This window comes from Sphingomonas sp. Root241 (assembly GCF_001428865.1).
In the GTDB taxonomy this organism is placed as follows: domain Bacteria; phylum Pseudomonadota; class Alphaproteobacteria; order Sphingomonadales; family Sphingomonadaceae; genus Sphingomonas.
The window spans coordinates 1,388,744-1,407,681 of sequence record NZ_LMIV01000001.1; the positions used below are offsets into that span (position 1 = coordinate 1,388,744).

Genomic DNA, 18,938 nt, shown 5'->3' on the forward strand with positions numbered 1-18,938 from the left:
TCTCACCGCGCGACATGGAGCACTTCGTCGCCGGCCGAGACGCCGAGCACAGACGCGGCGGCGGGATCGATCGCCACGCCCTCGTCCGATGACGTCACCTTGCCATAGCAGGCCTGAAAACTGGCCAGCCGGCCCGAGGCGAGCATTGCGGGTTCGCCGCCCGGTCCGACGCCGGTCACCCGCGCCACCTTCGCCTCGCGTACCGTGCGGACAAGGTCGGTACGCGCGGTCATGGTCGGGCCGCCGTCGAAGATGTCGATATAGTTCTCGAAGGCGAAGCCCTCGCTTTCGAGCATCCGCATCGCCGCACGGCCCGAGGGATGGGGCAGGCCGATCACCGAACGCGCGCTCTCCTGGAGCATCGCGGTGTAAATGGGATGCTTGGGCATCAGGTCGGCGATGAACTGGTTGCCATGGGTGGCGTTGAATTCGTCGGCCTGTTGGAAGTTCATCCCGAAGAAGCGCCCGGCGACGCCGTCCCAGAAGGGCGAGCCGCCTGCCTCGTCGATCACGCCGCGCAATTCGGCCAGCACCCGCTCGGCGAAGCGCGCGCGGTGCCGGGCGATGAACAGATAGCGGCTGCGCGCGAGCAGCATGCCGAGCCCGCCGGCGCGCTCGCCAGGATGCAGGAACAGCCCGCCGACTTCGCTCGAACCCTCAAGATCGTTGACCAAGCTCAGGATTTCGGCGCGAAAAGTCCGGTTGAGCTCCTGGCTGTGCTTGGTCACCGTGCCCATGCGATAGCTGTAGAAGGGCCAGTGCTGGCCGACATGGGTGAAGATCTGGCAGGTGCCGCGAACCTCCCCGGTGTCGACATTTTCGAGCACCAGCACGAAGAGGTCGTCGAACAGCCCGTCCTCGTCACGCGCAAAGGCGGCGTGGCTGCGGACCAGCTTGGCGCGGAGCGCGTCCTTTTCGGGCGGCAAATTGGTAAAGCCGCCGCCGGTCAATTTGGCCATCTCGTAGAGCGGCTGGAGATCTTCGTCGCGCGCGGCGCGGATGCGGAAGGTCATGCGAACGCTCCATTGGCGATGCGCAGGATGGTGACGGCCGACAATGCGGCGCGTTCGGGCAGACTTTCGGGGATCAGAAATTCCTCCGCTGAATGAATAGAACCCCCGCGTGCGCCCATCGTGTCGACTACGGGGACGCCGCAGGCGGCGATGTTGTTGCCGTCGCAGACGCCGCCGGTGTCCTTCCACGCGACGGGAATGCCGAGATCGGAACCCGCGTCGCGAACCAGGCCGAACAGGCGTTCGGCGCCCGGATCGATCGGCTTGGGCGGGCGATTGAAGCTGCCATGGACCTCGACCCGGACGTCGTGCGACGCCATGACGTCACTCGCCGCTTTCTCGAGCGCGGCCTTGGCGATGGCGATGCTCCATTCGTCGCGCGGGCGGAAATTGACCCGCAGGATCGCGAGATCGGGGACGACGTTGTTGGGCCCGCCGCCGTCGATCCGCGCCGGATTGACCGCGAGCCCGGCGGTCTTGGTTTCGGCCAGCCGCACCGCCAGCGCCGCCGCGGCGACCAGCGCGTTGCGGCCCTCCTCGGGATTGCGCCCGGCATGCGCGCTGCGGCCATGGACGACGAGCGAGAAATTGCCGGTGCCGCCGCGCGCTCCCGCGAGCGTGCCGTCGGGAAGGGCGGGCTCGTAGGTCAAAGCCGCGACCTTGCCGCGCGCCGCGCCCTCGATCAGCGCACGCGAGGAGAAGGAGCCGGTCTCTTCGTCCGAATTGATCAGCACTTCATAGCCGAGCTGCGCAGCTACCGGGCTCGCCTCGACGGCTTCGAGCGCTGCCAGCATCAGCGCCAGCCCACCCTTCATGTCCGCGGCACCGGGCGCATTGAAGCGGCCGTCGTCGAGCCAGCGACCGGTCTGGAAGGGATGATCGGCGCCGAACACCGTGTCCATGTGTCCGGTCAGCAGCATCTGGACCGGCGCATCAGGGCGCACCGCCAGATGGAGGTGGCGGCCATGCCCGATCGACTCGACCCGACCGTCCGACGTCACGCTCTCCGCCGGTGCGGGATCGACCAAGGCGAGATGGCCGGGAAGCGCCGAGAAATTGTCGGCGAGCGCTTCGGCGATCGTCGCCAGCCCGGCCAGGTTGCGCGTGCCGCTGTTGATCGCCGTCCAGGCTTCGGTCCGCGCGAGCATCGGCGCCTGCGCCACATGCTCGACCGCCGCCTGCTCGATGCTGGAAAGCCCGCTCATCCCCGGCTCGTAGCGCGAAATATTATTGCCGTCATCCCGGGCGAACGTTGGAGCCTTATGCAGGCCGGGCATGGATAACTCGTCATCCCGGCGAAAGCCGGGATCTCAGGCAAAGGCGCAGGGAAGGAGCCGCAAGAGATCCCGGCGTTCGCCGGGACGACGGTTGTGGGTCTCAAAAATCTACGACGAGTGCCGCGCGGCTGGTGGTGTCGGTGGTCTGGCGTCCGATCGGCGGCGTGCTTTCATATTGCAGCGTGTACGAAAACTGCGCCGAAAACGGCCCGAACAGCTTCGCCAGCAGCGCCGAGCGGCTCGATACCGTGCTGTTGGCGTCCTGCAGATAGGCCGAGGCATTCTGCGTCACCGAGATGCTCGGCGACAGCTTCAGGCCAAAATCCATGCTGCCGCGCGCCGCGAGGTTGCTCTCGGTCTTGTCGTCGATGAAGCGCGTGAGGCGGTATGCCGGCCCGAGTTCGAGGTCGAGCTTGACCGCCGGCGACTTGATCGCGCTATAGCCCGCGCCGGTCGATACCGAGATGCGATCGTAGAAGCCCGAGAAGCGATCGCTCTCATATTGCGCGGCGCCGTACATGTAGGCGCGATCGTCGAACTTCCAGTTGGGCTCGTAGGCCGCCAGATAACGCTCGCGCGTGACGAGGCCGAGGCTCTCCTGGTAATCGGCCTGGAGCCGCAATTTGTGCCGCCATTCGAGCGCCTCGCGCTTCACTTCGATCGCGGCGGTGAGCCCGATATTCTCGGTATTGCCGGTGCTCATATAGCCGCCCAGCTCGGCGCGGCCCTTCACCAGGTCGAAGAAATCGGCCTCGCGAATTTTCCGGTTGGCCTGAGCGAGGCGCTCGTTGCGCCAGTCGGTCGCGGTCTTGACCACGAGGTCGGCGCTGGCCGGATCGGCGTTCCTGGCATATTTGACGATCACCGCGACGTCGCCCTCGCTACCCGATTGCATCGCGGCATCGAGCATCGATTTGATCGTCGGCGGAATCACGGGATCTTCGGCTGCGGTGTTGGCCAGCAGCAGCGGCAGGGCAAGGAGCAGGGCGCGCATTCGCGTCCCCTAGTCAGATTAATAGGGCATCAAAAGGGCAGCACGCGACGGACCGATCGTTACGCCCGACGAACCGTTTCGAGCTGTTCCGCAAAAATGTCGAGGAGCTGGCGATAAAGCTCTCGTTTGAAAGGGACGATGATGTCGGGCAGTTCGGCGGGCTCGGCCCAGCGCCAGGCGCGGAACTCGGGTTCGGCAGTGGCGATGTTGACGTGGCGGTCCTCGCCGGTGAAGCGGAACAGGAACCAGCGCTGGCGCTGGCCGCGCCATTTGCCCTTCCAGACCTTGGCGACCAGATCCTCGGGCAGATCGTAGATGAGTTCCTCCGGCGCAGTCGCGACCAGTTCGGCATGCTCGCGCGCGACGCCGGTTTCTTCCCAGAGCTCGCGCCAGGCAGCTTCGAGCGGATCCTCGCCCGGATCGATCCCGCCCTGGGGCATCTGCCAAGCCTCGATCACCGAATCGAGCCGCTGCCCGACGAACACGCGGCCGTCGCGATTGACCAGCATCACGCCGGCGCAGGGACGATAGGGAAGGGAGGCGATATCGGTCATGGCGACCCCATACACATTCCCCTCCCTGCAAGGGAGAGGGTTGCGGTGGGTGCCGGGCGAGGGGTCCGATTCCCGCCTCGGGACGACAGCGCAAAGCAACCGTTGCAGCCCTCGCGGCATTTTCTACCTTGGGAGTAGCGCGTGTGAGGCGTAGAGCACTCGCAACGATAGACAAACCGCAGGAATAAAGACCGGCCATGGCCACCGCTGCCCACCAGCTGACGCCCGAGGCGTCGGCCAATCCCGCACCCGAAGCGATCGTCGTCCGCTTTGCCGGCGATTCCGGCGACGGCATGCAGCTGACCGGAGGCCAGTTCACGCTGGCCACCGCGCTGGCGGGCAACGATCTCGCCACGTTCCCCGACTTTCCCGCCGAGATCCGTGCGCCGCAGGGCACGTTGTTCGGCGTCTCGGCCTTCCAGATCAATTTCGGCTCGACCGAAATCGACACCGCCGGCGACCAGCCCGACGTGCTGATCGCGATGAACCCGGCGGCGCTGAAGACCAATGTCGACGCGCTCAAGCCCGGCGGGCTGATCATCGCGGACGAAGGCGAATTCGGCCAGCGCAACCTCGACAAGGCCAAATATGCCGCCAATCCGCTCGAGGATGACAGTCTCGGCAAATGGCAATTGCTCAAGCTCGACATCTCGCAGCTGACCCTCGATGCCGTGAAGCCGTTCGGGCTGGGCAACAAGGAGGCGCTGCGCTGCAAGAACATGTGGACATTGGGGCTGGCGCTCTGGATGTTCGACCGCGACCGCCAGCCGATCATCGACTGGCTCAAGGCCAAGTTCGCCAAGGCACCCGAGCTGGCCGAGGCCAATATCGCCGCATTGAACGCGGGCCATGCCTATGGCGAGACCGCCGAGCTGGGCGCGATGGGCATTTCGCAGCGCCATGTCGCGGCGGCGCCGTCCGAGCCCGGGCTGTACCGCACGATCACCGGTGCCGAGGCGATCTCACTCGGCCTCGTCGCGGGCGCGCAACTCGCCGAGCTGCCGATGTTCTTCGGCGGCTATCCGATCACGCCCGCCTCGGCGATCCTCCACCATCTCGCGCGCTTCAAGGAATATGGCGTCACCACCTTCCAGGCCGAGGACGAGATCGCCGCGATCGCCTCGGCACTGGGGGCCAGCTATGCCGGCTCGCTCGGCGTGACGTCATCCTCGGGGCCCGGCATCGCGCTCAAGGGCGAGGCGATGGGCCTCGCGATCATGACCGAGCTGCCTTTGGTGATCGTCAATTCACAGCGCGGCGGGCCCTCGACCGGGCTTCCCACCAAGACCGAGCAGTCGGATCTCTACCAGGCGGTCTATGGCCGCAATGGCGACTCGCCGATGCCGGTGCTCGCCGCGCGCTCGGCCGCCGATTGCTTCGACGTCGCGATCGAGGCGGTGCGCATCGCCACCCAGTACATGACTCCCGTAATGCTGCTCACCGACGGCTATATCGCCAATGCCGCCGAGCCGTGGAAAGTGCCCGACATGAGCGGCTACGCGCCGTTCCCGGTGACCTTCCACACCGAGCTGCCGGCCGAGGGCGAGAAGTTCCTGCCCTATGCGCGCGACGAGAAGCTCAAGCGCCCTTGGGTAAAGCCGGGCACGCCGGGCCTGCTCCACCGCATCGGCGGGATCGAGAAGGCGCTGGGCACCGGCAACATCGATTATTCGCCGGGCAACCACCAGGCGATGACCGACATCCGCCGCGACAAGGTGCTCGGCATCGACATCCCCGATCAGATCGTCGAGCAGGGGCAGGCGGGCGGCAAGCTCGTCGTGGTCGGCTGGGGCTCGACCTATGGCCCGATCGCCACCGCGGTCCGCCGCGCCCGCGCCAAGGGACTCGACGTCAGCCATGTCCATCTCCGCCATATCTGGCCGATGCCGAAGAATCTTGGCGATCTGCTGAAGAGTTACGAGCACATCCTCGTGCCGGAAATGAACACCGGCCAGCTCAAGACCGTGCTGCGCGACCAGTATCTCGTCAACGCCGTGCCGCTCAACAAGGTGTCGGGCCAGCCCTTCACCATCGCCGAGATCGAAGCCGCGATCGTCCGCCACCTCGGCAGCGACCGCCCCGAGGAGCTCGGCCCCGACGACACCCAGCTGCCCAGCCCGGAGGCTGTGAATCCATGAACGAACTGACCACCATCCGCCCCAGCACGCCCAAGGACTGGGAAACCGACCAGGAGGTCCGCTGGTGCCCGGGCTGCGGCGACTATGCGATCCTCAAGGCGGTGCAGCGCACCATGCCCGAGATCGGCGCCACGCCCGAGAACACCGTGTTCGTCAGCGGCATCGGCTGCTCTTCGCGCTTTCCCTATTACATGGAGACCTATGGCTTCCACACCATCCACGGCCGCGCGCCGGCGGTGGCGACGGGGGTCAAGCTCGCCAATCCCGATCTCGACGTGTGGATCATCACCGGCGACGGCGACGCGCTGTCGATCGGCGGCAACCATACGATGCATCTGCTCAGGCGGAATCTGAACTGCCAGATCCTGCTGTTCAACAACGAGATCTACGGCCTCACCAAGGGCCAATATTCGCCGACCAGCCGCGAAGGCACACGTTCGCCCTCCACGCCGTTCGGCTCGGTTGATCACCCGGCCAAGCCCTGTGCCTTCGCGCTAGGCAGCGGCGCGCGGTTCGTCGCGCGCGGGATCGACGTGCACAAGAATCTGCCCTCGGTGCTGAAAGCCGCGCACGCGCATCAGGGCGCGGCGTTCATCGAGATATTCCAGAACTGCATCGTCTATAACGATGACGTGTTCGAACCCTTCACGGCGAAGCCGAACGCCCAGCTCAACCAGATGTGGTGCGAGCACGGCAAGCCGCTGCTCTTCGCGGGCGGTGCCAAGGGGCTTTCGCTCGATGTGGAGCGGCTGACGCTCAAGGTCGTCGACGTGATCGACGGCGATTGGGAAGCTGCGGGCGTGATCGTCCACAACACCGCCAATCGCGCGATCGCGCACATGCTGGTCGAGATGCCGTTCGGACCGTTCCCGATGGCCCTGGGCGTTCTCTACGACGATCCCGCCCCGACTTTCGAGAGCGCCGTGATCGCGCAGAACAAGGCAGCGAGCGAGGGCAAGAAGCCCGACCTGCAAAAGCTTGTCGCCAAGGGCCAGACTTGGCTGGTCGACAAGGCACCGCACGCATTGTGATCCTTTTCCCCTCCCTCTTAGGGAGGGGCAAGGGGGTGGGTAAGAATAAGGTCGGGCTCGATGCCCGGCCTTTTCTTTATTCCCTGCAGCTCGATGGGCTCGCTAACGCTCGCACCCACCCCTAGCCCCTCCCTTACAGGGAGGGGAGCAGGTTTCGCTCAAACACTCTTGCCCGCACCGTCGCCGCGTGCATGTAGGGGCGTGATGAACGCGCCGACGCGAAGACAGGGTCGCAGACAGGAAACGGGACGCGGCGGCGGACCGTTGGGATTGCTCGCGCCCGTCTTCCATCGCCAGCTCGACCGGCTCGACCATGGGATCGCCGAGGGCAGCCTCGAATTGCTCCTCCCCAATGGCCGCGCGCGGCTGCTCGGCGGACGGGCGGAGGGGCCCGCCGCGGTCGTCGACCTGCGCAGCTGGCGCGCGCTGCTGCGGCTCGCGTTGAGCGGGTCGATCGGCTGGTACGAGGCGTGGGCGGCGGGGGAGTGGGCTAGCCCCGATCCGGTGCAGCTCTTCGCCTTGTTCAGCCGCAACCGTGCCGGACTGGCGCAGCCGGCGCGAGCGACCGGGCCGTGGCGGCTCGCCAAGCGGCTCTGGCACTGGCTGCGGCGCAATCACCGCGGCGGATCGCGCCGGAACATCCAGTTCCATTACGATCTGGGCAACGATTTCTACCGCCCCTGGCTCGACGCTGGGATGACCTATTCGAGCGCCCTGTTCACCACCCCCCGCAGCACGCTCGATCAGGCACAGCACGCCAAGCTCGAAGCGATGCTCGATCGCACCGCCACCGCGCCCGGCGACGCGATCCTCGAGATCGGCTGCGGCTGGGGCTCGTTCGTCGAACTGGCGGTGAAAGCGGGGCGGCGCGTGCACGGCATCACGCTGTCGACCGAGCAAAGGGCCTGGGCCGAGGCGCGCACGGCTGGGCTGGAGGGCGCCAGCTTTGCGCTCACCGATTATCGTGACGTCAGCGGCTATTACGACGCGGTGGTCAGCATCGAGATGGCCGAGGCGGTGGGCCGCCAATATTGGCCCGCTTATCTCGCGACGATCGCGCGGGCATTGAAGCCTGGTGGCCGGGCCGCGCTCCAGGTGATCATCTTCGACGACGCCTTGTTCGAGGGTTATGCCAGCAATGTCGACTTCATCCAGCGCTACATTTTCCCCGGCGGATTGCTGATCCGGACAAGCGAATTCCGGCGTCTTGCCGCCACCAACGGCATGGATTGGCGCGATGAAGCGCACTTCGGGCTCGATTATGCCGAGACGCTCAAGCGCTGGCGCGAGAATTTCGATGCGGCCGCGAGCGCCGGGCTGCTGCCCGCGCAATTCGATGCGCGCTTCGTCGCCTTGTGGCGCTATTATCTCAAATATTGCGAAGGCGGGTTTCGCGGCGGCGGCATCGACGTGGTCCAGGTCACGCTGGTCAAGGAGGGGTGATGAAGAGCTGGAAGCTGGCGGGCGCGTTCGCGCTCGCGACGATGGCGGGTGCTGCAACGGGGCAAAGCGCGCCGCAGGATACCAGCGGCCTCCGGAAAGTCGGCGCCGAAGTGCTGTTCTGGAGCCAGGAAAAGCGCGACGCCAATTTCCCGCACATGGAGAAGATCTTCCCCGGCCATGTCGTCAAAGCCGGCGGCAAGGTCCGCGCGCTGCCCGCCGGCAAGCCGCTGCCCTTCTCCGACGCCGAACTCGACGCCTTCATCGCCGGCCAGAACATTGCGGGGCTGATCGTCCTGCAGGACGGCAAGATCCGCCTCGAACGCTACGCCCGGGGCTATGGCCGGGAAGGGCGCTGGACCAGCTTCTCGGTCGCCAAGTCGTTCACTTCCACCCTGGTCGGCGCCGCGATCAAGGACGGCTATATCAAGTCGGTCGACGAACCGGTGACCAAATACATCCCGGAGTTGGCCGGCAGCGGCTATGACGGCGTCACCATCGCGCAGTTGCTCACCATGACGTCGGGGGTGAAGTGGAACGAGGATTATACCGACGCAAAGTCCGACGTCGCCCGGATGTTCCTCGAACCGGTGCCGGCAGGCGAGGACCCCACCGTCTATTACATGAAGAAGCTGCCCCGCGAGACCGCGCCGGGAAGCAAATGGGTCTACAAGACCGGCGAGACCAATCTCATCGGCGTGCTGGTGATGCGCGCGACGAAGAAGCCGCTCGCCGACTATCTCAGCGAAGAGGTCTGGCGGCCTTATGGGATGGAGCAGGACGCCTTCTGGATGATCGATCCGTCGGGGCATGAGGTCAGCGGCTGCTGCCTGTCGGTTTCGCTGCGCGACTATGCCCGGATGGGGCAATTGGCGCTCGAAGGCGGAAAGGGCGTGGTCCCGGCCAATTGGTTCGCCGAATCGACGCGTCCGCATGCCGATATCGGCGTGCCTGGCCGCGGCTATGGCTATCAATGGTGGACCTATCCGGAAGGGCGTTTCGGCGCGCAGGGCATTTTCGGCCAGACGATCCGGGTGGATCCGAAGAGCAAGACGGTGATCGCGGTATCCGCGGCTGCCGAGAAGGCGAGTGACCGCGACTATGGCCTCGCGCGGACCGCGTTCCTCGACAAATTGTTCGCGGCGGCAGCGGCCAAATAGCCTGTCCTCAAGTTCCCCTCCCGCTTGCGGGAGGGGCTAGGGGAGGGTGCGACGGAGAGGCTCACGCGACTCACGCACGTCAGGCCCTTCCCCGACCCCTCCCGCAAGCGGGAGGGGAGCAAAAGGAAGCTTACTCCACCCGCTCGAAATGCCCGGTCTCGAACCCGCCGACCGCCAGCGCCAGAATCCGCTCCGCCACCACCTCGGGCGCCTTCACCGTCTCCGGATTCTCCCCCGGAAACGCCCGCGCCCGCATCTTCGTCCGCGTCGCGCCCGGATTGAGCACGCCGACGCGCACGCCGCTGATGTGGCGCACTTCCTCGCCATAGCTGAGCAGCAGGTTCTCGAACGCCGCCTTGGACGCGCCATAGGTGCCCCAATAGGCCCGCGGCGTTCGCCCGACGCTCGAGGTGATTCCGATCACCCGCGCCTGCTTCGCCGCCTTCAGCAGCGGATCGAACGCCGCCAGCATCGCCGCCTGCGCGGTGACGTTGAGCGTCAGCACCTTGGCGAATTCCTTGAAGTCGATCGCCGGCACCGCGCTCAAACTGCCCAGCGACGCCGCGTTGAGCACCAGCAGGTCGAGCGCCGGCCAGCGCTCGCCGACTGCCGCGGCGAGCCGCGCCACGCTCTCATTCTCGGTCAGGTCCATCGGCGCGATCGTCGCCGAGCCGCCCGATGCGTAGATCGCCTCCTCGACTTCCTCGAGCCCGCCGGCGGTGCGTGCGGTGAGCACGACATGCGCACCCGCGGCGCCGAGCGCCCTGGCGGTGGCCGCGCCGATCCCGCGGCTGGCACCGGTGACGAGCGCGATACGGTCGGCGAGGGGCTTGTCGGTCATTCGAACTCCAGGAGAATCAGGTCAGCCGACCCGTTCCTCCAGAAGCGCGAACTGGTCAACCGGCGCGAGCTCATCCTGATCGGTGAGCGTGGTCGGATATTCGCCGGTGAAACACGCATCGCAATATTTGGGGTGGATGTCGGCGCGGTGCGCCTCGCCCAGCGCCTTGTACAGCCCGTCGATGCTGACGAATGCGAGGCTGTCGGCATGGATGAAGTCGGTCATCCCCTCGACGTCGAGCTTGGCGGCGAGCAATTTGGCCCGCTCGGGCGTGTCGACGCCGTAGAAGCACGAATGCCGGGTCGGCGGCGAGGCGATGCGCAGATGCACCTCGGCCGCGCCGGCCTCGTGCATCATCTGGACGATCTTGAGGCTGGTCGTCCCGCGCACGATCGAATCGTCGATCAGCACGATGCGCTTGCCCTTGATCAGTTCCTTGTTGGCATTGTGCTTGAGCTTGACGCCGAGGTGGCGAACCTTGTCGCCGGGCTGGATGAAGGTGCGGCCGACATAATGCGAGCGGATGATTCCCAGCTCGAACGGGATGCCGCTCTGCTGGGCATAGCCGATCGCGGCGGGCACGCCCGAATCGGGCACCGGCACGACCAGATCGGCCTCGACCGGCGATTCGATCGCCAGCTGCGCGCCGATCGCCTTGCGCACCGAATAGACGCTGCGATCCTCGGCAATCGAATCGGGGCGCGAGAAATAGACATATTCGAAGATGCACGGCCGTGACGCGACCGGCGGGAAGGGCTTGTGCGAGCTGATCTCGCTGCCCTTGACGATCACCAGCTCACCCGGCTCGACATCGCGGACATATTCGGCGCCGACCACGTCGAGCGCCACCGTCTCCGAGGCGAAAATGATCGAATCGTCGAGCTTGCCCATCACCAGCGGGCGGATGCCGAGCGGATCGCGGCAGGCGATCATGCCCTCAGGCGTCATCACGATCAGCGAATAGGCGCCCTCGACCTGCTTGAGCGCGTCGATGAAGCGATCGATCAGCGTGCGATATTGCGACGTCGCGACGAGGTGAATGATCACTTCGGTGTCGCTGGTCGACTGGAAGATCGCCCCGCGCCGGACGAGGTCGCGCCGCAGCCGCATCGCGTTCGAGATATTGCCGTTATGCGCCACCGCGAAGCCGCCGCTCGCCAGCTCGGCGTAGAGCGGCTGGACGTTGCGGATCGCAGTGTCGCCGGTGGTCGCGTAGCGGACATGGCCCGCTGCGGTGGTGCCCGACAGGCTGCGGATGACGTCGTCGCGGTCGAAATTGCCGGCGACGTGCCCCATCGCGCGGTGGGTGTGGAACTCGCGTCCGTCCCAGCTGGTGATGCCGGCAGCCTCCTGCCCGCGGTGCTGGAGCGCATGGAGTCCCAACGCCACCAGCGCGGCTGCGCCTTCGGAATTGGAAACGCCGAATATGCCGCACTCTTCGTGCAGCTTGTCGTCATCAAACGGGTGCGTGGTAAGCATCAGCCCTCGAGGGGGTTGGGAACTCTTGGAGGCCATATAGGCACTCCGTCGCGATTTGTCGCCGGTTTGTCACAAGGAAATGAACTGCGGGGCTGTTTCGCCGGTTTTTCAAGGCGAAAGGAGCCACATCATGGCCAAGGATCATGGATCGCAGATCAAGAATGACGACCTATACGAGAAGCTGCGCGACGACGGCGCCTCGAAGGAGAAGGCGGCGCGAATCGCCAATGCGAAGGAAGCGGGCACGCTCGACAAGGGCGGCACGCATCTCGAGAACCGTTCGAAGGACGAACTCTACGACGAAGCGAAGGAGATCGGCATCGAGGGCCGCTCGAAGATGGACAAGGACGGGCTGATCGACGCGATACGCGGGCATTAGCGCCAGAAACCGTCATCCCGGCGAAAGCCGGGATCTCATGCAATCCATTCGGCCTGAGGCCCCGGCTTTCGCCGGGGTGACGAGTTAGGTACAGCGGTCCCGTGACCGATAACCGCGACACCAGCCTCGCCCTGAACCCCAAATACGACGCCGCCGGCCTGATCACCGCCGTCGCGACCGACGCCGCGACCGGCGAGCTCCTCATGCTCGCGCACATGAACGCCGAGGCGCTGGAGGCGACGCTCGCCACCGGCGAGGCGCATTTCTGGTCGCGTAGCCGTGGCCGGCTGTGGAAGAAGGGTGAGAGCTCGGGCCACGTCCTGCGCGTGATCGAGGCACGGATCGATTGCGACCAGGACGCCTTGTGGCTCAAGGTCGAGGCGGCCGGCCCGGCCTGCCACACCGGCGAGCGCAGCTGCTTCTTCCGCCGCATCGAGGACGGCAGGCTGGTCCGCGACGCATGAGGACATTCGCTCTGGTCCTCCTCCTCACCGCCTGCTCAGGGAGTGGACAGGGGAGCGGCAATGCCCAGGCATCACAAGACCTCGAAAGCGCCGCGATCGAGCGCGGGCTGGTCCGTGATCCCGACGACAGCGACCTGACCGGCCTCTATGCCCGCGACACCGACCGGATCTGCGTGGTCCGCAAGGGATCCGATTACCGGATCGGCGCCTATGTCGATTATGGCGACCGGATCACTTGCAGCGGTTCCGGCACCGTCGAACGGAGCGGCGAAACCATCAAGGTGACGCTCGGCAAGGACGGGTGCAATTTCGAGGCGCAGTATGACGGCGACCGCATCAAATTCCCCGGTGCGCTCCCCGAGGCCTGCAAGAAGCTCTGCGCGCGCCGCGCCTCGTTCACCGGGCTCGAAGCCGCGCGACTGAGCGAATCCGCCGCCGAAGCCGCCGCGATGCGCGATTCGAGCGCGCGGAGGTTGTGCGGAGACTAGCCGTGCGGTGCGCACGTGTCTGCGTGCCAAAAAAGAAACTCGGACATCGCAGCAATGGCACTCGCTGGGGCATCGAGCCCCGGCCGGAGCCACGCACCGCTGACCACTCCCTTGCAGGGAAGGGGAAGAATTGAATGGCGATACGCCCTAGGAGCCGATCGATGACCGACTTCTCTCCCCGCCTGTTCACTTCCGATGCCGAAATCGTCCGTCTCGGCGAAGGGCTGCTCGCATGCAGCCTCGCGAAAGAGGATTGGACGCATGAGGCCCACCTCGCCGCCTGCCTCTATTTGCTGACCCGACGGCCCGACATCGACGTGGATGCGGAAATCGCCGGGATCATTTCGCGCTTCAACGAGAGCGTCGGCGGAGTGAACGACGATGAAGGCGGCTATCACGACACGATCACCCGCGCTTATCTCGCGGGTGTTCGGCTGTTCCTGCGCGCCCATCCCGAAGGCGGGCTCGCCGAACGAGTCAATGCGCTGCTGGTCTCGCCGGTGGGTCGTCGCGATTGGCCGCTCGGCTTCTATAGTCGCGAGCGGCTCTTCTCGGTGGCGGCACGCCGAGGCTTTGTAGAACCAGACCGTGCGCCCTTGCCGCCGATGTGCTAGAAACCGCGGCAGCGTCACTCAGGAGATCCGCGATGAGCATATTCGATGGTATTCTCGGCCAGGTTACCCAGAACGTCGATATCAAGAATCTCGCGGCCAAGATCGGCCTCTCGCCCGAGCAGGTCGAGTCCGCGGTCGGCGCGTTGGCCAAGGCGCATCCCGAGCCGGGCGACACCGCGCAGGGCGCCGCCTCGGCAACGGGGCTCCCGCTGGACAAGCTCCAGGAGATCATCGGCCATATCGGCGGCGAGGGCGCATTGGCCAATTTCGCGTCGCTGCTTCAAGGGCAGGCAGGTGGAGTCCTCGGCGCGCTCGACAAGGACGGCGACGGCAACCCCATCAACGACATGGGCAACATGATCTCGGGATTGTTCGGCAAGAAGTGACGGCAGCCGAACGGCGTCAGGCGACTGCCTTGCGCTTGCCAGCCACCGCCTCCCGCGTGCAGAAATGCGCGCGGGCCTTGCCGCCGTGCTTGGAGCGGTAGAGCGCCGAATCCGCGCGGGAAAGCAGGCGTTCCAGGTCGCGGCCGGCATCGGGCATCATGGCGATGCCTATGCTGGCGGAAATGTGCATGTTCGTGCCGTCGATCGCATAGGGCGCGCTCAGCTTCTTGATGATCCGGCGCGCGAGCATCTCCGCTTCGCCATTTTGCGCAACGCCGGTCTGCAGCACGACGAACTCGTCGCCGCCCAGGCGGGCGACGGTGTCCTCGCCCCTGACCGTCGCTTCCAGACGACCGGACACTTGCTGGAGCAGCAAGTCTCCCGCCGGATGGCCATGATGGTCGTTGATCGCCTTGAAGCCGTCGAGGTCGATATAGTGAACGGCAACGTTTTCCCCTCTGCGCGAGGCATGTGCGACGGCGTCCTGAAACCGCTCGCGCAGCAACAGGCGATTTGCCAGGCCGGTCAGCGCATCATGCTTGGCAAGCTGCGCCATATCGTGTTCGGTGGTGTGGTGCTGAACCGCTGACCGATAAAGATGTCCCACGCTCTGGAGGCTGAGGAGGGTGATCATGGCGAGCAGAAGCGCCTGGATGGCGAAGAGCTGCGTGTGAAGTGTCTCCAGGTCACTGCTGAATGCGTGCACGGCGAGCGCAGCTATCGTCGGGACAGTCGCCAGCATCAGGCTGGTGATGCAAATCAGCGGCCGTACCGAGGTTCGCGACACGACGCCGGCACCGAAGGCGAAGACCAGGCTCACCGTGATGAGGTGCAGGAGCGGTTGGTGATAGGTGAGCGCCCGAACGTTGAGCCCGGCCAGCAGCAGCGCAAATCCGCAAGTCCCGATCGCGTAGCGTAGCTCCCAGCACTTGAGTTGGCTGATGGAAGCAGCGGTGCCGACACGTCTGAAGGCCTGCATCGTCCACAGGCGGGCCGCGGTGAGCAGTCCGGCGGCGGCGGCCAGGGCGCCGATGATCGGGTCTTGCCATGTGAACGCGAAAAGCGTCGCGACGGCCACGAATACCACGCCCAGCCCCAGGACGGGCAGGCGCATGCCGAACAGCATGTCGATAAAGTCACGATAGACGGGATCGGGAAGCGGAGCGCCCAGATACCTTGCGCTTCGCCGCCGATCTCGCGACGCATATTGGTCCGACCGTCTCATGCCCGGGATAGTGGGTCATCACCCTTAAAGCCGCGTACACGACTCCCTCAGGCATTTTACGATGGTCGCCAGAGTCTTGGGATGTATCGACATTAACATTTCCCCCTCCCTTCTAGGGAGGGGAGCTTTTAGACTTACCCTAGCCTTTTCGCGCCGCCACGTGGCGATCGACCACATGCCCTAGCACCGTCATCGGCACGTTGCCGCCGAGCACAAGGGCGTCGTTGAATGCCTTGAAGTCGTATGCCGGCCCCAGCGCCGCCTTGGCGCGGTCACGGAGGCGATTGATCTCGCTGTGCCCCACCTTGTAGCCGCATGCCTGTCCCGGCCACGAACAATAGCGGTCGACTTCGCCACTGACTTCCTCGACCGATGAGCCGTTGGCGGTGACGAACCAGTCGATCGCCTGTTGCCGCGTCCAGCGCTTGGCATGCAGCCCCGTATCGACCACCAGCCGGCACGCGCGAAACCCGAGCGACTGGAGATAGCCAAGCTTCTCGGCCGGATTGTCGGCATAGACGCCGAGCTCGTCGGCGAGCTGCTCCGCATAGAGCGCCCAGCCTTCGGAATAGGCGTTGAACTGGAGCAGGCTCCGTACAAGCGGCAGCTTGAAGGTGTATTCGCCTTGCCAGACATGGCCTGGGATCGCCTCGTGATAAGCGAGATCGGGCAGGCTGAAGCGGGTGTGCAGGCTCGTCGTGCGCAGGTTGATCCAGAACTTGCCGGGGATCGTGCCGTCGATCGAGCCGGGGCCGCCATAAGCGCCGGGCGCGCCCGGCTCCTCCTCGGCCGGTATGCGACGCACCTCGACATTGCCTTTCACGAGCGTGTTGAACGCCTGCGGCATGCGCCCGCGGATATCGGCGATGCGCGTGTTCAGGAACTTCATGATCTCGGCCCGGCCCGGATCGCCTTCGGGGAAGGTGAAGCGCGGGTCCTTGGCCAGCGCCTCCATCCGCGCGCCGACGCTGCCCTGGCTGTATCCCTCCTTCTTGAGGATCGTGTCCATCTCCGCCTGGATCGTGCGGAGCTGGTCGAGACCCATCTGGTGGACTTCCTCGGGAGTCATCGTGGTGGTCGTACCGGCGCGCAGCGTCCAGGCGTAATAGGCCTCGCCGTCGGCGAACTTCCAGACGCCGGCGTCCGGAGTGGCGCGCTTGCGATGGCGTTCGAGCTCGGCGATCTGCCGGTCGAGCGCGGGCGCGATCTTGTCGTTGGCGAGCATCCACGCGGCGTTGCCGAAATCGCCTTCCATCCCGGCGGTGCGATTGGCGAGCGAAGTGACCAGGCCCCAGCCGGCGGTGTTGCCGCCGCGCGCGAGCTTCAATTGCTTGAGGTTCTTGTCCAGCAGGAAGTCGGGGGCGATCACCCCCTTCGAGGCGGCGATCTTGAGCCGCTCGGTCTCGCCGTCGAGCTGATCGGCATAGGATTCGACGCGATCGAGATAGGCCTCAGCATCCTCGCGGGTCTTCACCTGATGATCGGTGTCGAGCATCCGCGGGACATCGATATAGGCGCCGACATTCTGCGCCACCACATAGGGCGTATTGCGCCAGCTGCCGACCGCGACGTCGCCATAGCCGAAGCCGAACCCCTCCAGCCCGTTCGCATACGAAGCCTGCACCACTTCGACATTGGTCCGCATCACCGGGCTGAGCGCCGCGGCATCGAGCTTGGCCAGCTCGGCGAGCGTCTGGCGAAGATGCGCGACGATCTTGCGCTGCCCCTCGGGCGACCGGTCGGTGAGCTGGTGCTTGAGCGGCGCGCGCGTGTCCTTGTCGATCCCCAGCGAGGTGGCGTTTTCGGGATAGAGCTTGAGGAAGGCTTCGGCGGCGCGCGTGAGCAGCGCGTCGGCCGCCGCGTCCGCATCGGCGAACAGCGCGCCGGCGGAGCGGGGTAGGACAGTGGCCGCAAGGGTCCCGGCGGTGCCGAGCAGGAGCTGGCGGCGATTGGGTCGCATGGTCATTCCTCGAAAATCAGGCAGTCACGGGCTCGACGGTGAGCGACGTACCCGCCGCGCCGATGATCCGCACATGCGTGCCGATCGGTGCGTCCGGCCCGGAGGCGAGCCACTCGCCGTCGCCGACGCGGACCTTGCCCTTGCCGGCGACGATCGGCTCGACGACGGTCACCACTTCGCCGATCAACCGCGCGACTCGGTCGTTGAGCAGCGGATCGGCGCTCGCGACCGGGTTCTGCGCATACCAGCGCCGCCCGATCGCCACTGCCGTCGAAGTTGCGAGGATGAACACCGCCACCTGAAACAGCACTGCGAATTCGGGGATGATCAGCGTCACCACCCCGGTCAGCGCGGCACCGGCGGCGACGAAGACGAGGAAGATGCCCGGCATCAGCAATTCGGTGATGGCGAGCACTGCCGCGAGGATTAGCCAGGCGAGCCCGGGCGTTGCGAGCAGCGCGTCCATCGATCAATCCTCCTTCGGGCCGAAGGGCGCGGGACGTGCGCGCGACGCCGGAGCGGCGGGCGGTGTCGATGGCCGGGGCGGGGAGCCGGTGATCGCTTCCCGCGCCAGCTCGCCGATCCCGCCCAGCGTGCCCATCAGCTGGGTCGCCTCCACCGGGAACAGGATCGTCTTGGCATTGGGCGAGGTCGCGAACTTGCCGATCGCCTCGACATATTTCTGCGCGATGAAATAGTTGATCGCCTGGGTGCTGCCGCTTTCGATCGCGTCGGACACGGCGCGGGTAGCAGTCGCTTCCGCCTCGGCGGCGCGCTCGCGGGCCTCGGCGTCGCGGAACGCGGCTTCGCGGCGGCCCTCGGCCTCGAGGATTTGCGACTGCTTCTGACCCTCGGCGCGCAGGATCTCGGACGCGCGCATGCCCTCGGCTTCGAGGATGTTGGCGCGCTTCTCGCGCTCGGCCTTCATCTGGCGGCCCATCGCATTGACGATGTCGGCGGGCGGACGGATGTCCTTGATCTCGACGCGGGTGATCTTGACGCCCCACGGCGTGGTCGCGTGATCGACGACGTTGAGCAGCCGCGCATTGATCTCGTCGCGCTTCGACAGCGTCTCGTCGAGGTCCATCGAACCCATCACCGTGCGCAAATTGGTCGTCGTGAGCTGGAGCAGCGCGAGATAGAGGTCGGAGACCTCATAGGCCGCCTTGGCGGCGTCGAGGACCTGGAAGAACACCACGCCGTCGGTGGAGATCATCGCATTGTCCTTGGTGATGATCTCCTGGCCGGGGATGTCGATCACCTGCTCCATCATGTTCACCTTGCGGCCGACGCGATAGAAGAAGGCGGGGTAGAAATTGAGGCCGGGCGAGGCGACCGCGGTGAAGCGACCGAAATATTCGATCGTATATTGATAGCCCTGGGTGACGATCTTCACGCTGGAGAAGAGGTAGAGCAGCACCACCGCGACCAGCACGACCAGAAAAATGTTCAGCACGTCCATCCCCCGACTCCCCTCGCAATTCCTGCGCCTTGC

At 65.7% G+C, this 18,938-nt stretch carries 19 protein-coding genes; 9 read left to right on the plus strand and 10 right to left on the minus strand.

All coding sequences use genetic code 11. The features are described 5' to 3' along the window. Nucleotides 1–2 precede the first annotated feature (2 nt). From ASE13_RS06430 to ASE13_RS06445, 4 genes are all read right to left on the minus strand, one after another. Nucleotides 3–1,013, minus strand: a complete 1,011-nt coding sequence (locus ASE13_RS06430) for an arginine N-succinyltransferase (protein ID WP_056612795.1) — start codon at nt 1,011–1,013, stop codon at nt 3–5. Next, on the minus strand, nt 1,010–2,218 hold the full coding sequence (locus ASE13_RS06435) for a hydrolase (protein WP_056612796.1): 1,209 nt from the start codon (nt 2,216–2,218) through the stop codon (nt 1,010–1,012). Before ASE13_RS06435 ends, ASE13_RS06430 begins: the two co-directional genes overlap by 4 nt. A gap of 172 nt (nt 2,219–2,390) precedes the next feature. After that, the gene (locus ASE13_RS06440) at nt 2,391–3,284 is read right to left on the minus strand and encodes a YdiY family protein (protein WP_056612798.1); all 894 of its coding nucleotides are present in this window, start codon (nt 3,282–3,284) and stop codon (nt 2,391–2,393) included. Nucleotides 3,285–3,343: 59 nt separating this feature from the next. Beyond that, nucleotides 3,344–3,838 carry an RNA pyrophosphohydrolase gene (locus tag ASE13_RS06445; RefSeq protein ID WP_056612800.1) on the minus strand — a complete coding sequence of 165 codons (495 nt, stop codon included), beginning with the start codon at nt 3,836–3,838 and terminating at the stop codon, nt 3,344–3,346. A gap of 197 nt (nt 3,839–4,035) precedes the next feature. On the opposite strand from ASE13_RS06445, the gene ASE13_RS06450 reads away from it, so the two are divergent. The 4 genes from ASE13_RS06450 (at nt 4,036) to ASE13_RS06465 (ending at nt 9,607) form a co-directional block, all read left to right on the plus strand. Beyond that, nucleotides 4,036–5,976, plus strand: a complete 1,941-nt coding sequence (locus tag ASE13_RS06450; RefSeq protein ID WP_056612802.1) for a 2-oxoacid:acceptor oxidoreductase subunit alpha — start codon at nt 4,036–4,038, stop codon at nt 5,974–5,976. Further along, the gene (locus tag ASE13_RS06455) at nt 5,973–7,007 is read left to right on the plus strand and encodes a 2-oxoacid:ferredoxin oxidoreductase subunit beta (protein ID WP_056612804.1); all 1,035 of its coding nucleotides are present in this window, start codon (nt 5,973–5,975) and stop codon (nt 7,005–7,007) included. Before ASE13_RS06450 ends, ASE13_RS06455 begins: the two co-directional genes overlap by 4 nt. Nucleotides 7,008–7,211: 204 nt before the next feature. Then, the gene (locus ASE13_RS06460) at nt 7,212–8,450 is read left to right on the plus strand and encodes an SAM-dependent methyltransferase (protein ID WP_056612806.1); all 1,239 of its coding nucleotides are present in this window, start codon (nt 7,212–7,214) and stop codon (nt 8,448–8,450) included. Next, on the plus strand, nt 8,450–9,607 hold the full coding sequence (locus ASE13_RS06465) for a serine hydrolase domain-containing protein (protein WP_235536866.1): 1,158 nt from the start codon (nt 8,450–8,452) through the stop codon (nt 9,605–9,607). The genes ASE13_RS06460 and ASE13_RS06465 overlap by 1 nt, the downstream gene beginning before the upstream one ends. Nucleotides 9,608–9,737: 130 nt before the next feature. Here the strand turns inward: ASE13_RS06465 and ASE13_RS06470 are convergent, their stop codons facing one another. Together ASE13_RS06470 and purF are read right to left on the minus strand one after the other, a co-directional pair. Continuing rightward, the gene (locus tag ASE13_RS06470; RefSeq protein WP_056612808.1) at nt 9,738–10,448 is read right to left on the minus strand and encodes an SDR family NAD(P)-dependent oxidoreductase; all 711 of its coding nucleotides are present in this window, start codon (nt 10,446–10,448) and stop codon (nt 9,738–9,740) included. A 21-nt stretch (nt 10,449–10,469) separates the two neighbouring features. After that, a complete protein-coding gene (purF, locus tag ASE13_RS06475) occupies nt 10,470–11,927 on the minus strand; it encodes an amidophosphoribosyltransferase (protein ID WP_056612810.1) in 1,458 nt (485 codons plus the stop codon). Nucleotides 11,928–12,057: 130 nt separating this feature from the next. Here purF and ASE13_RS06480 point away from each other — a divergent pair, with 130 nt between their 5' ends. From ASE13_RS06480 to ASE13_RS06500, 5 genes are all read left to right on the plus strand, one after another. Continuing rightward, nucleotides 12,058–12,306, plus strand: coding sequence for a Rho termination factor (locus ASE13_RS06480; RefSeq protein ID WP_056612812.1), 249 nt, complete (start codon nt 12,058–12,060; stop codon nt 12,304–12,306). 101 nt (nt 12,307–12,407) lie between these two features. Then, nucleotides 12,408–12,770, plus strand: a complete 363-nt coding sequence (hisI, locus tag ASE13_RS06485; protein ID WP_056612814.1) for a phosphoribosyl-AMP cyclohydrolase — start codon at nt 12,408–12,410, stop codon at nt 12,768–12,770. Next, nucleotides 12,767–13,258, plus strand: a complete 492-nt coding sequence (locus tag ASE13_RS06490) for a hypothetical protein (RefSeq protein WP_056612816.1) — start codon at nt 12,767–12,769, stop codon at nt 13,256–13,258. Before hisI ends, ASE13_RS06490 begins: the two co-directional genes overlap by 4 nt. Before the next feature lie 161 nt (nt 13,259–13,419). After that, nucleotides 13,420–13,872, plus strand: a complete 453-nt coding sequence (locus tag ASE13_RS06495) for a hypothetical protein (RefSeq protein WP_056612818.1) — start codon at nt 13,420–13,422, stop codon at nt 13,870–13,872. A gap of 32 nt (nt 13,873–13,904) precedes the next feature. Beyond that, the gene (locus ASE13_RS06500; protein WP_056612820.1) at nt 13,905–14,258 is read left to right on the plus strand and encodes a hypothetical protein; all 354 of its coding nucleotides are present in this window, start codon (nt 13,905–13,907) and stop codon (nt 14,256–14,258) included. Nucleotides 14,259–14,274: 16 nt separating this feature from the next. Here ASE13_RS06500 and ASE13_RS06505 read toward each other — a convergent pair whose 3' ends face one another. From ASE13_RS06505 to ASE13_RS06520, 4 genes are all read right to left on the minus strand, one after another. Then, nucleotides 14,275–15,384 (minus strand): GGDEF domain-containing protein, encoded by a 1,110-nt coding sequence (locus tag ASE13_RS06505; RefSeq protein WP_235536867.1) that lies wholly within the window; start codon nt 15,382–15,384, stop codon nt 14,275–14,277. 238 nt (nt 15,385–15,622) lie between these two features. After that, nucleotides 15,623–17,443 (minus strand): DUF885 domain-containing protein, encoded by a 1,821-nt coding sequence (locus ASE13_RS06510; RefSeq protein WP_056614834.1) that lies wholly within the window; start codon nt 17,441–17,443, stop codon nt 15,623–15,625. A gap of 16 nt (nt 17,444–17,459) precedes the next feature. Further along, nucleotides 17,460–17,909 carry an NfeD family protein gene (locus ASE13_RS06515; protein WP_056612822.1) on the minus strand — a complete coding sequence of 150 codons (450 nt, stop codon included), beginning with the start codon at nt 17,907–17,909 and terminating at the stop codon, nt 17,460–17,462. 3 nt (nt 17,910–17,912) lie between these two features. After that, nucleotides 17,913–18,905, minus strand: coding sequence for an SPFH domain-containing protein (locus tag ASE13_RS06520; RefSeq protein WP_156404762.1), 993 nt, complete (start codon nt 18,903–18,905; stop codon nt 17,913–17,915). Between the last annotated feature and the right edge of the window lie 33 nt (nt 18,906–18,938).

What these genes read in the sequence shown, in the direction of transcription:
- ASE13_RS06445 (WP_056612800.1), bottom strand. Translation starts at nt 3,838, where the DNA reads ATGACCGATATCGCCTCCCTTCCCTATCGTCCCTGCGCCGGCGTGATG.
- purF (WP_056612810.1), bottom strand. Translation starts at nt 11,927, where the DNA reads ATGCTTACCACGCACCCGTTTGATGACGACAAGCTGCACGAAGAGTGC.
- ASE13_RS06495 (WP_056612818.1), top strand. Translation starts at nt 13,420, where the DNA reads ATGACCGACTTCTCTCCCCGCCTGTTCACTTCCGATGCCGAAATCGTC.
- ASE13_RS06515 (WP_056612822.1), bottom strand. Translation starts at nt 17,909, where the DNA reads ATGGACGCGCTGCTCGCAACGCCCGGGCTCGCCTGGCTAATCCTCGCG.
- ASE13_RS06435 (WP_056612796.1), bottom strand. Translation starts at nt 2,218, where the DNA reads ATGAGCGGGCTTTCCAGCATCGAGCAGGCGGCGGTCGAGCATGTGGCG.
- ASE13_RS06460 (WP_056612806.1), top strand. Translation starts at nt 7,212, where the DNA reads ATGAACGCGCCGACGCGAAGACAGGGTCGCAGACAGGAAACGGGACGC.
- ASE13_RS06510 (WP_056614834.1), bottom strand. Translation starts at nt 17,443, where the DNA reads ATGCGACCCAATCGCCGCCAGCTCCTGCTCGGCACCGCCGGGACCCTT.
- ASE13_RS06450 (WP_056612802.1), top strand. Translation starts at nt 4,036, where the DNA reads ATGGCCACCGCTGCCCACCAGCTGACGCCCGAGGCGTCGGCCAATCCC.
- ASE13_RS06470 (WP_056612808.1), bottom strand. Translation starts at nt 10,448, where the DNA reads ATGACCGACAAGCCCCTCGCCGACCGTATCGCGCTCGTCACCGGTGCC.
- ASE13_RS06520 (WP_156404762.1), bottom strand. Translation starts at nt 18,905, where the DNA reads ATGGACGTGCTGAACATTTTTCTGGTCGTGCTGGTCGCGGTGGTGCTG.
- ASE13_RS06505 (WP_235536867.1), bottom strand. Translation starts at nt 15,384, where the DNA reads ATGCTGTTCGGCATGCGCCTGCCCGTCCTGGGGCTGGGCGTGGTATTC.
- ASE13_RS06480 (WP_056612812.1), top strand. Translation starts at nt 12,058, where the DNA reads ATGGCCAAGGATCATGGATCGCAGATCAAGAATGACGACCTATACGAG.
- ASE13_RS06465 (WP_235536866.1), top strand. Translation starts at nt 8,450, where the DNA reads ATGAAGAGCTGGAAGCTGGCGGGCGCGTTCGCGCTCGCGACGATGGCG.
- ASE13_RS06490 (WP_056612816.1), top strand. Translation starts at nt 12,767, where the DNA reads ATGAGGACATTCGCTCTGGTCCTCCTCCTCACCGCCTGCTCAGGGAGT.
- ASE13_RS06500 (WP_056612820.1), top strand. Translation starts at nt 13,905, where the DNA reads ATGAGCATATTCGATGGTATTCTCGGCCAGGTTACCCAGAACGTCGAT.
- ASE13_RS06440 (WP_056612798.1), bottom strand. Translation starts at nt 3,284, where the DNA reads ATGCGCGCCCTGCTCCTTGCCCTGCCGCTGCTGCTGGCCAACACCGCA.
- ASE13_RS06430 (WP_056612795.1), bottom strand. Translation starts at nt 1,013, where the DNA reads ATGACCTTCCGCATCCGCGCCGCGCGCGACGAAGATCTCCAGCCGCTC.
- ASE13_RS06455 (WP_056612804.1), top strand. Translation starts at nt 5,973, where the DNA reads ATGAACGAACTGACCACCATCCGCCCCAGCACGCCCAAGGACTGGGAA.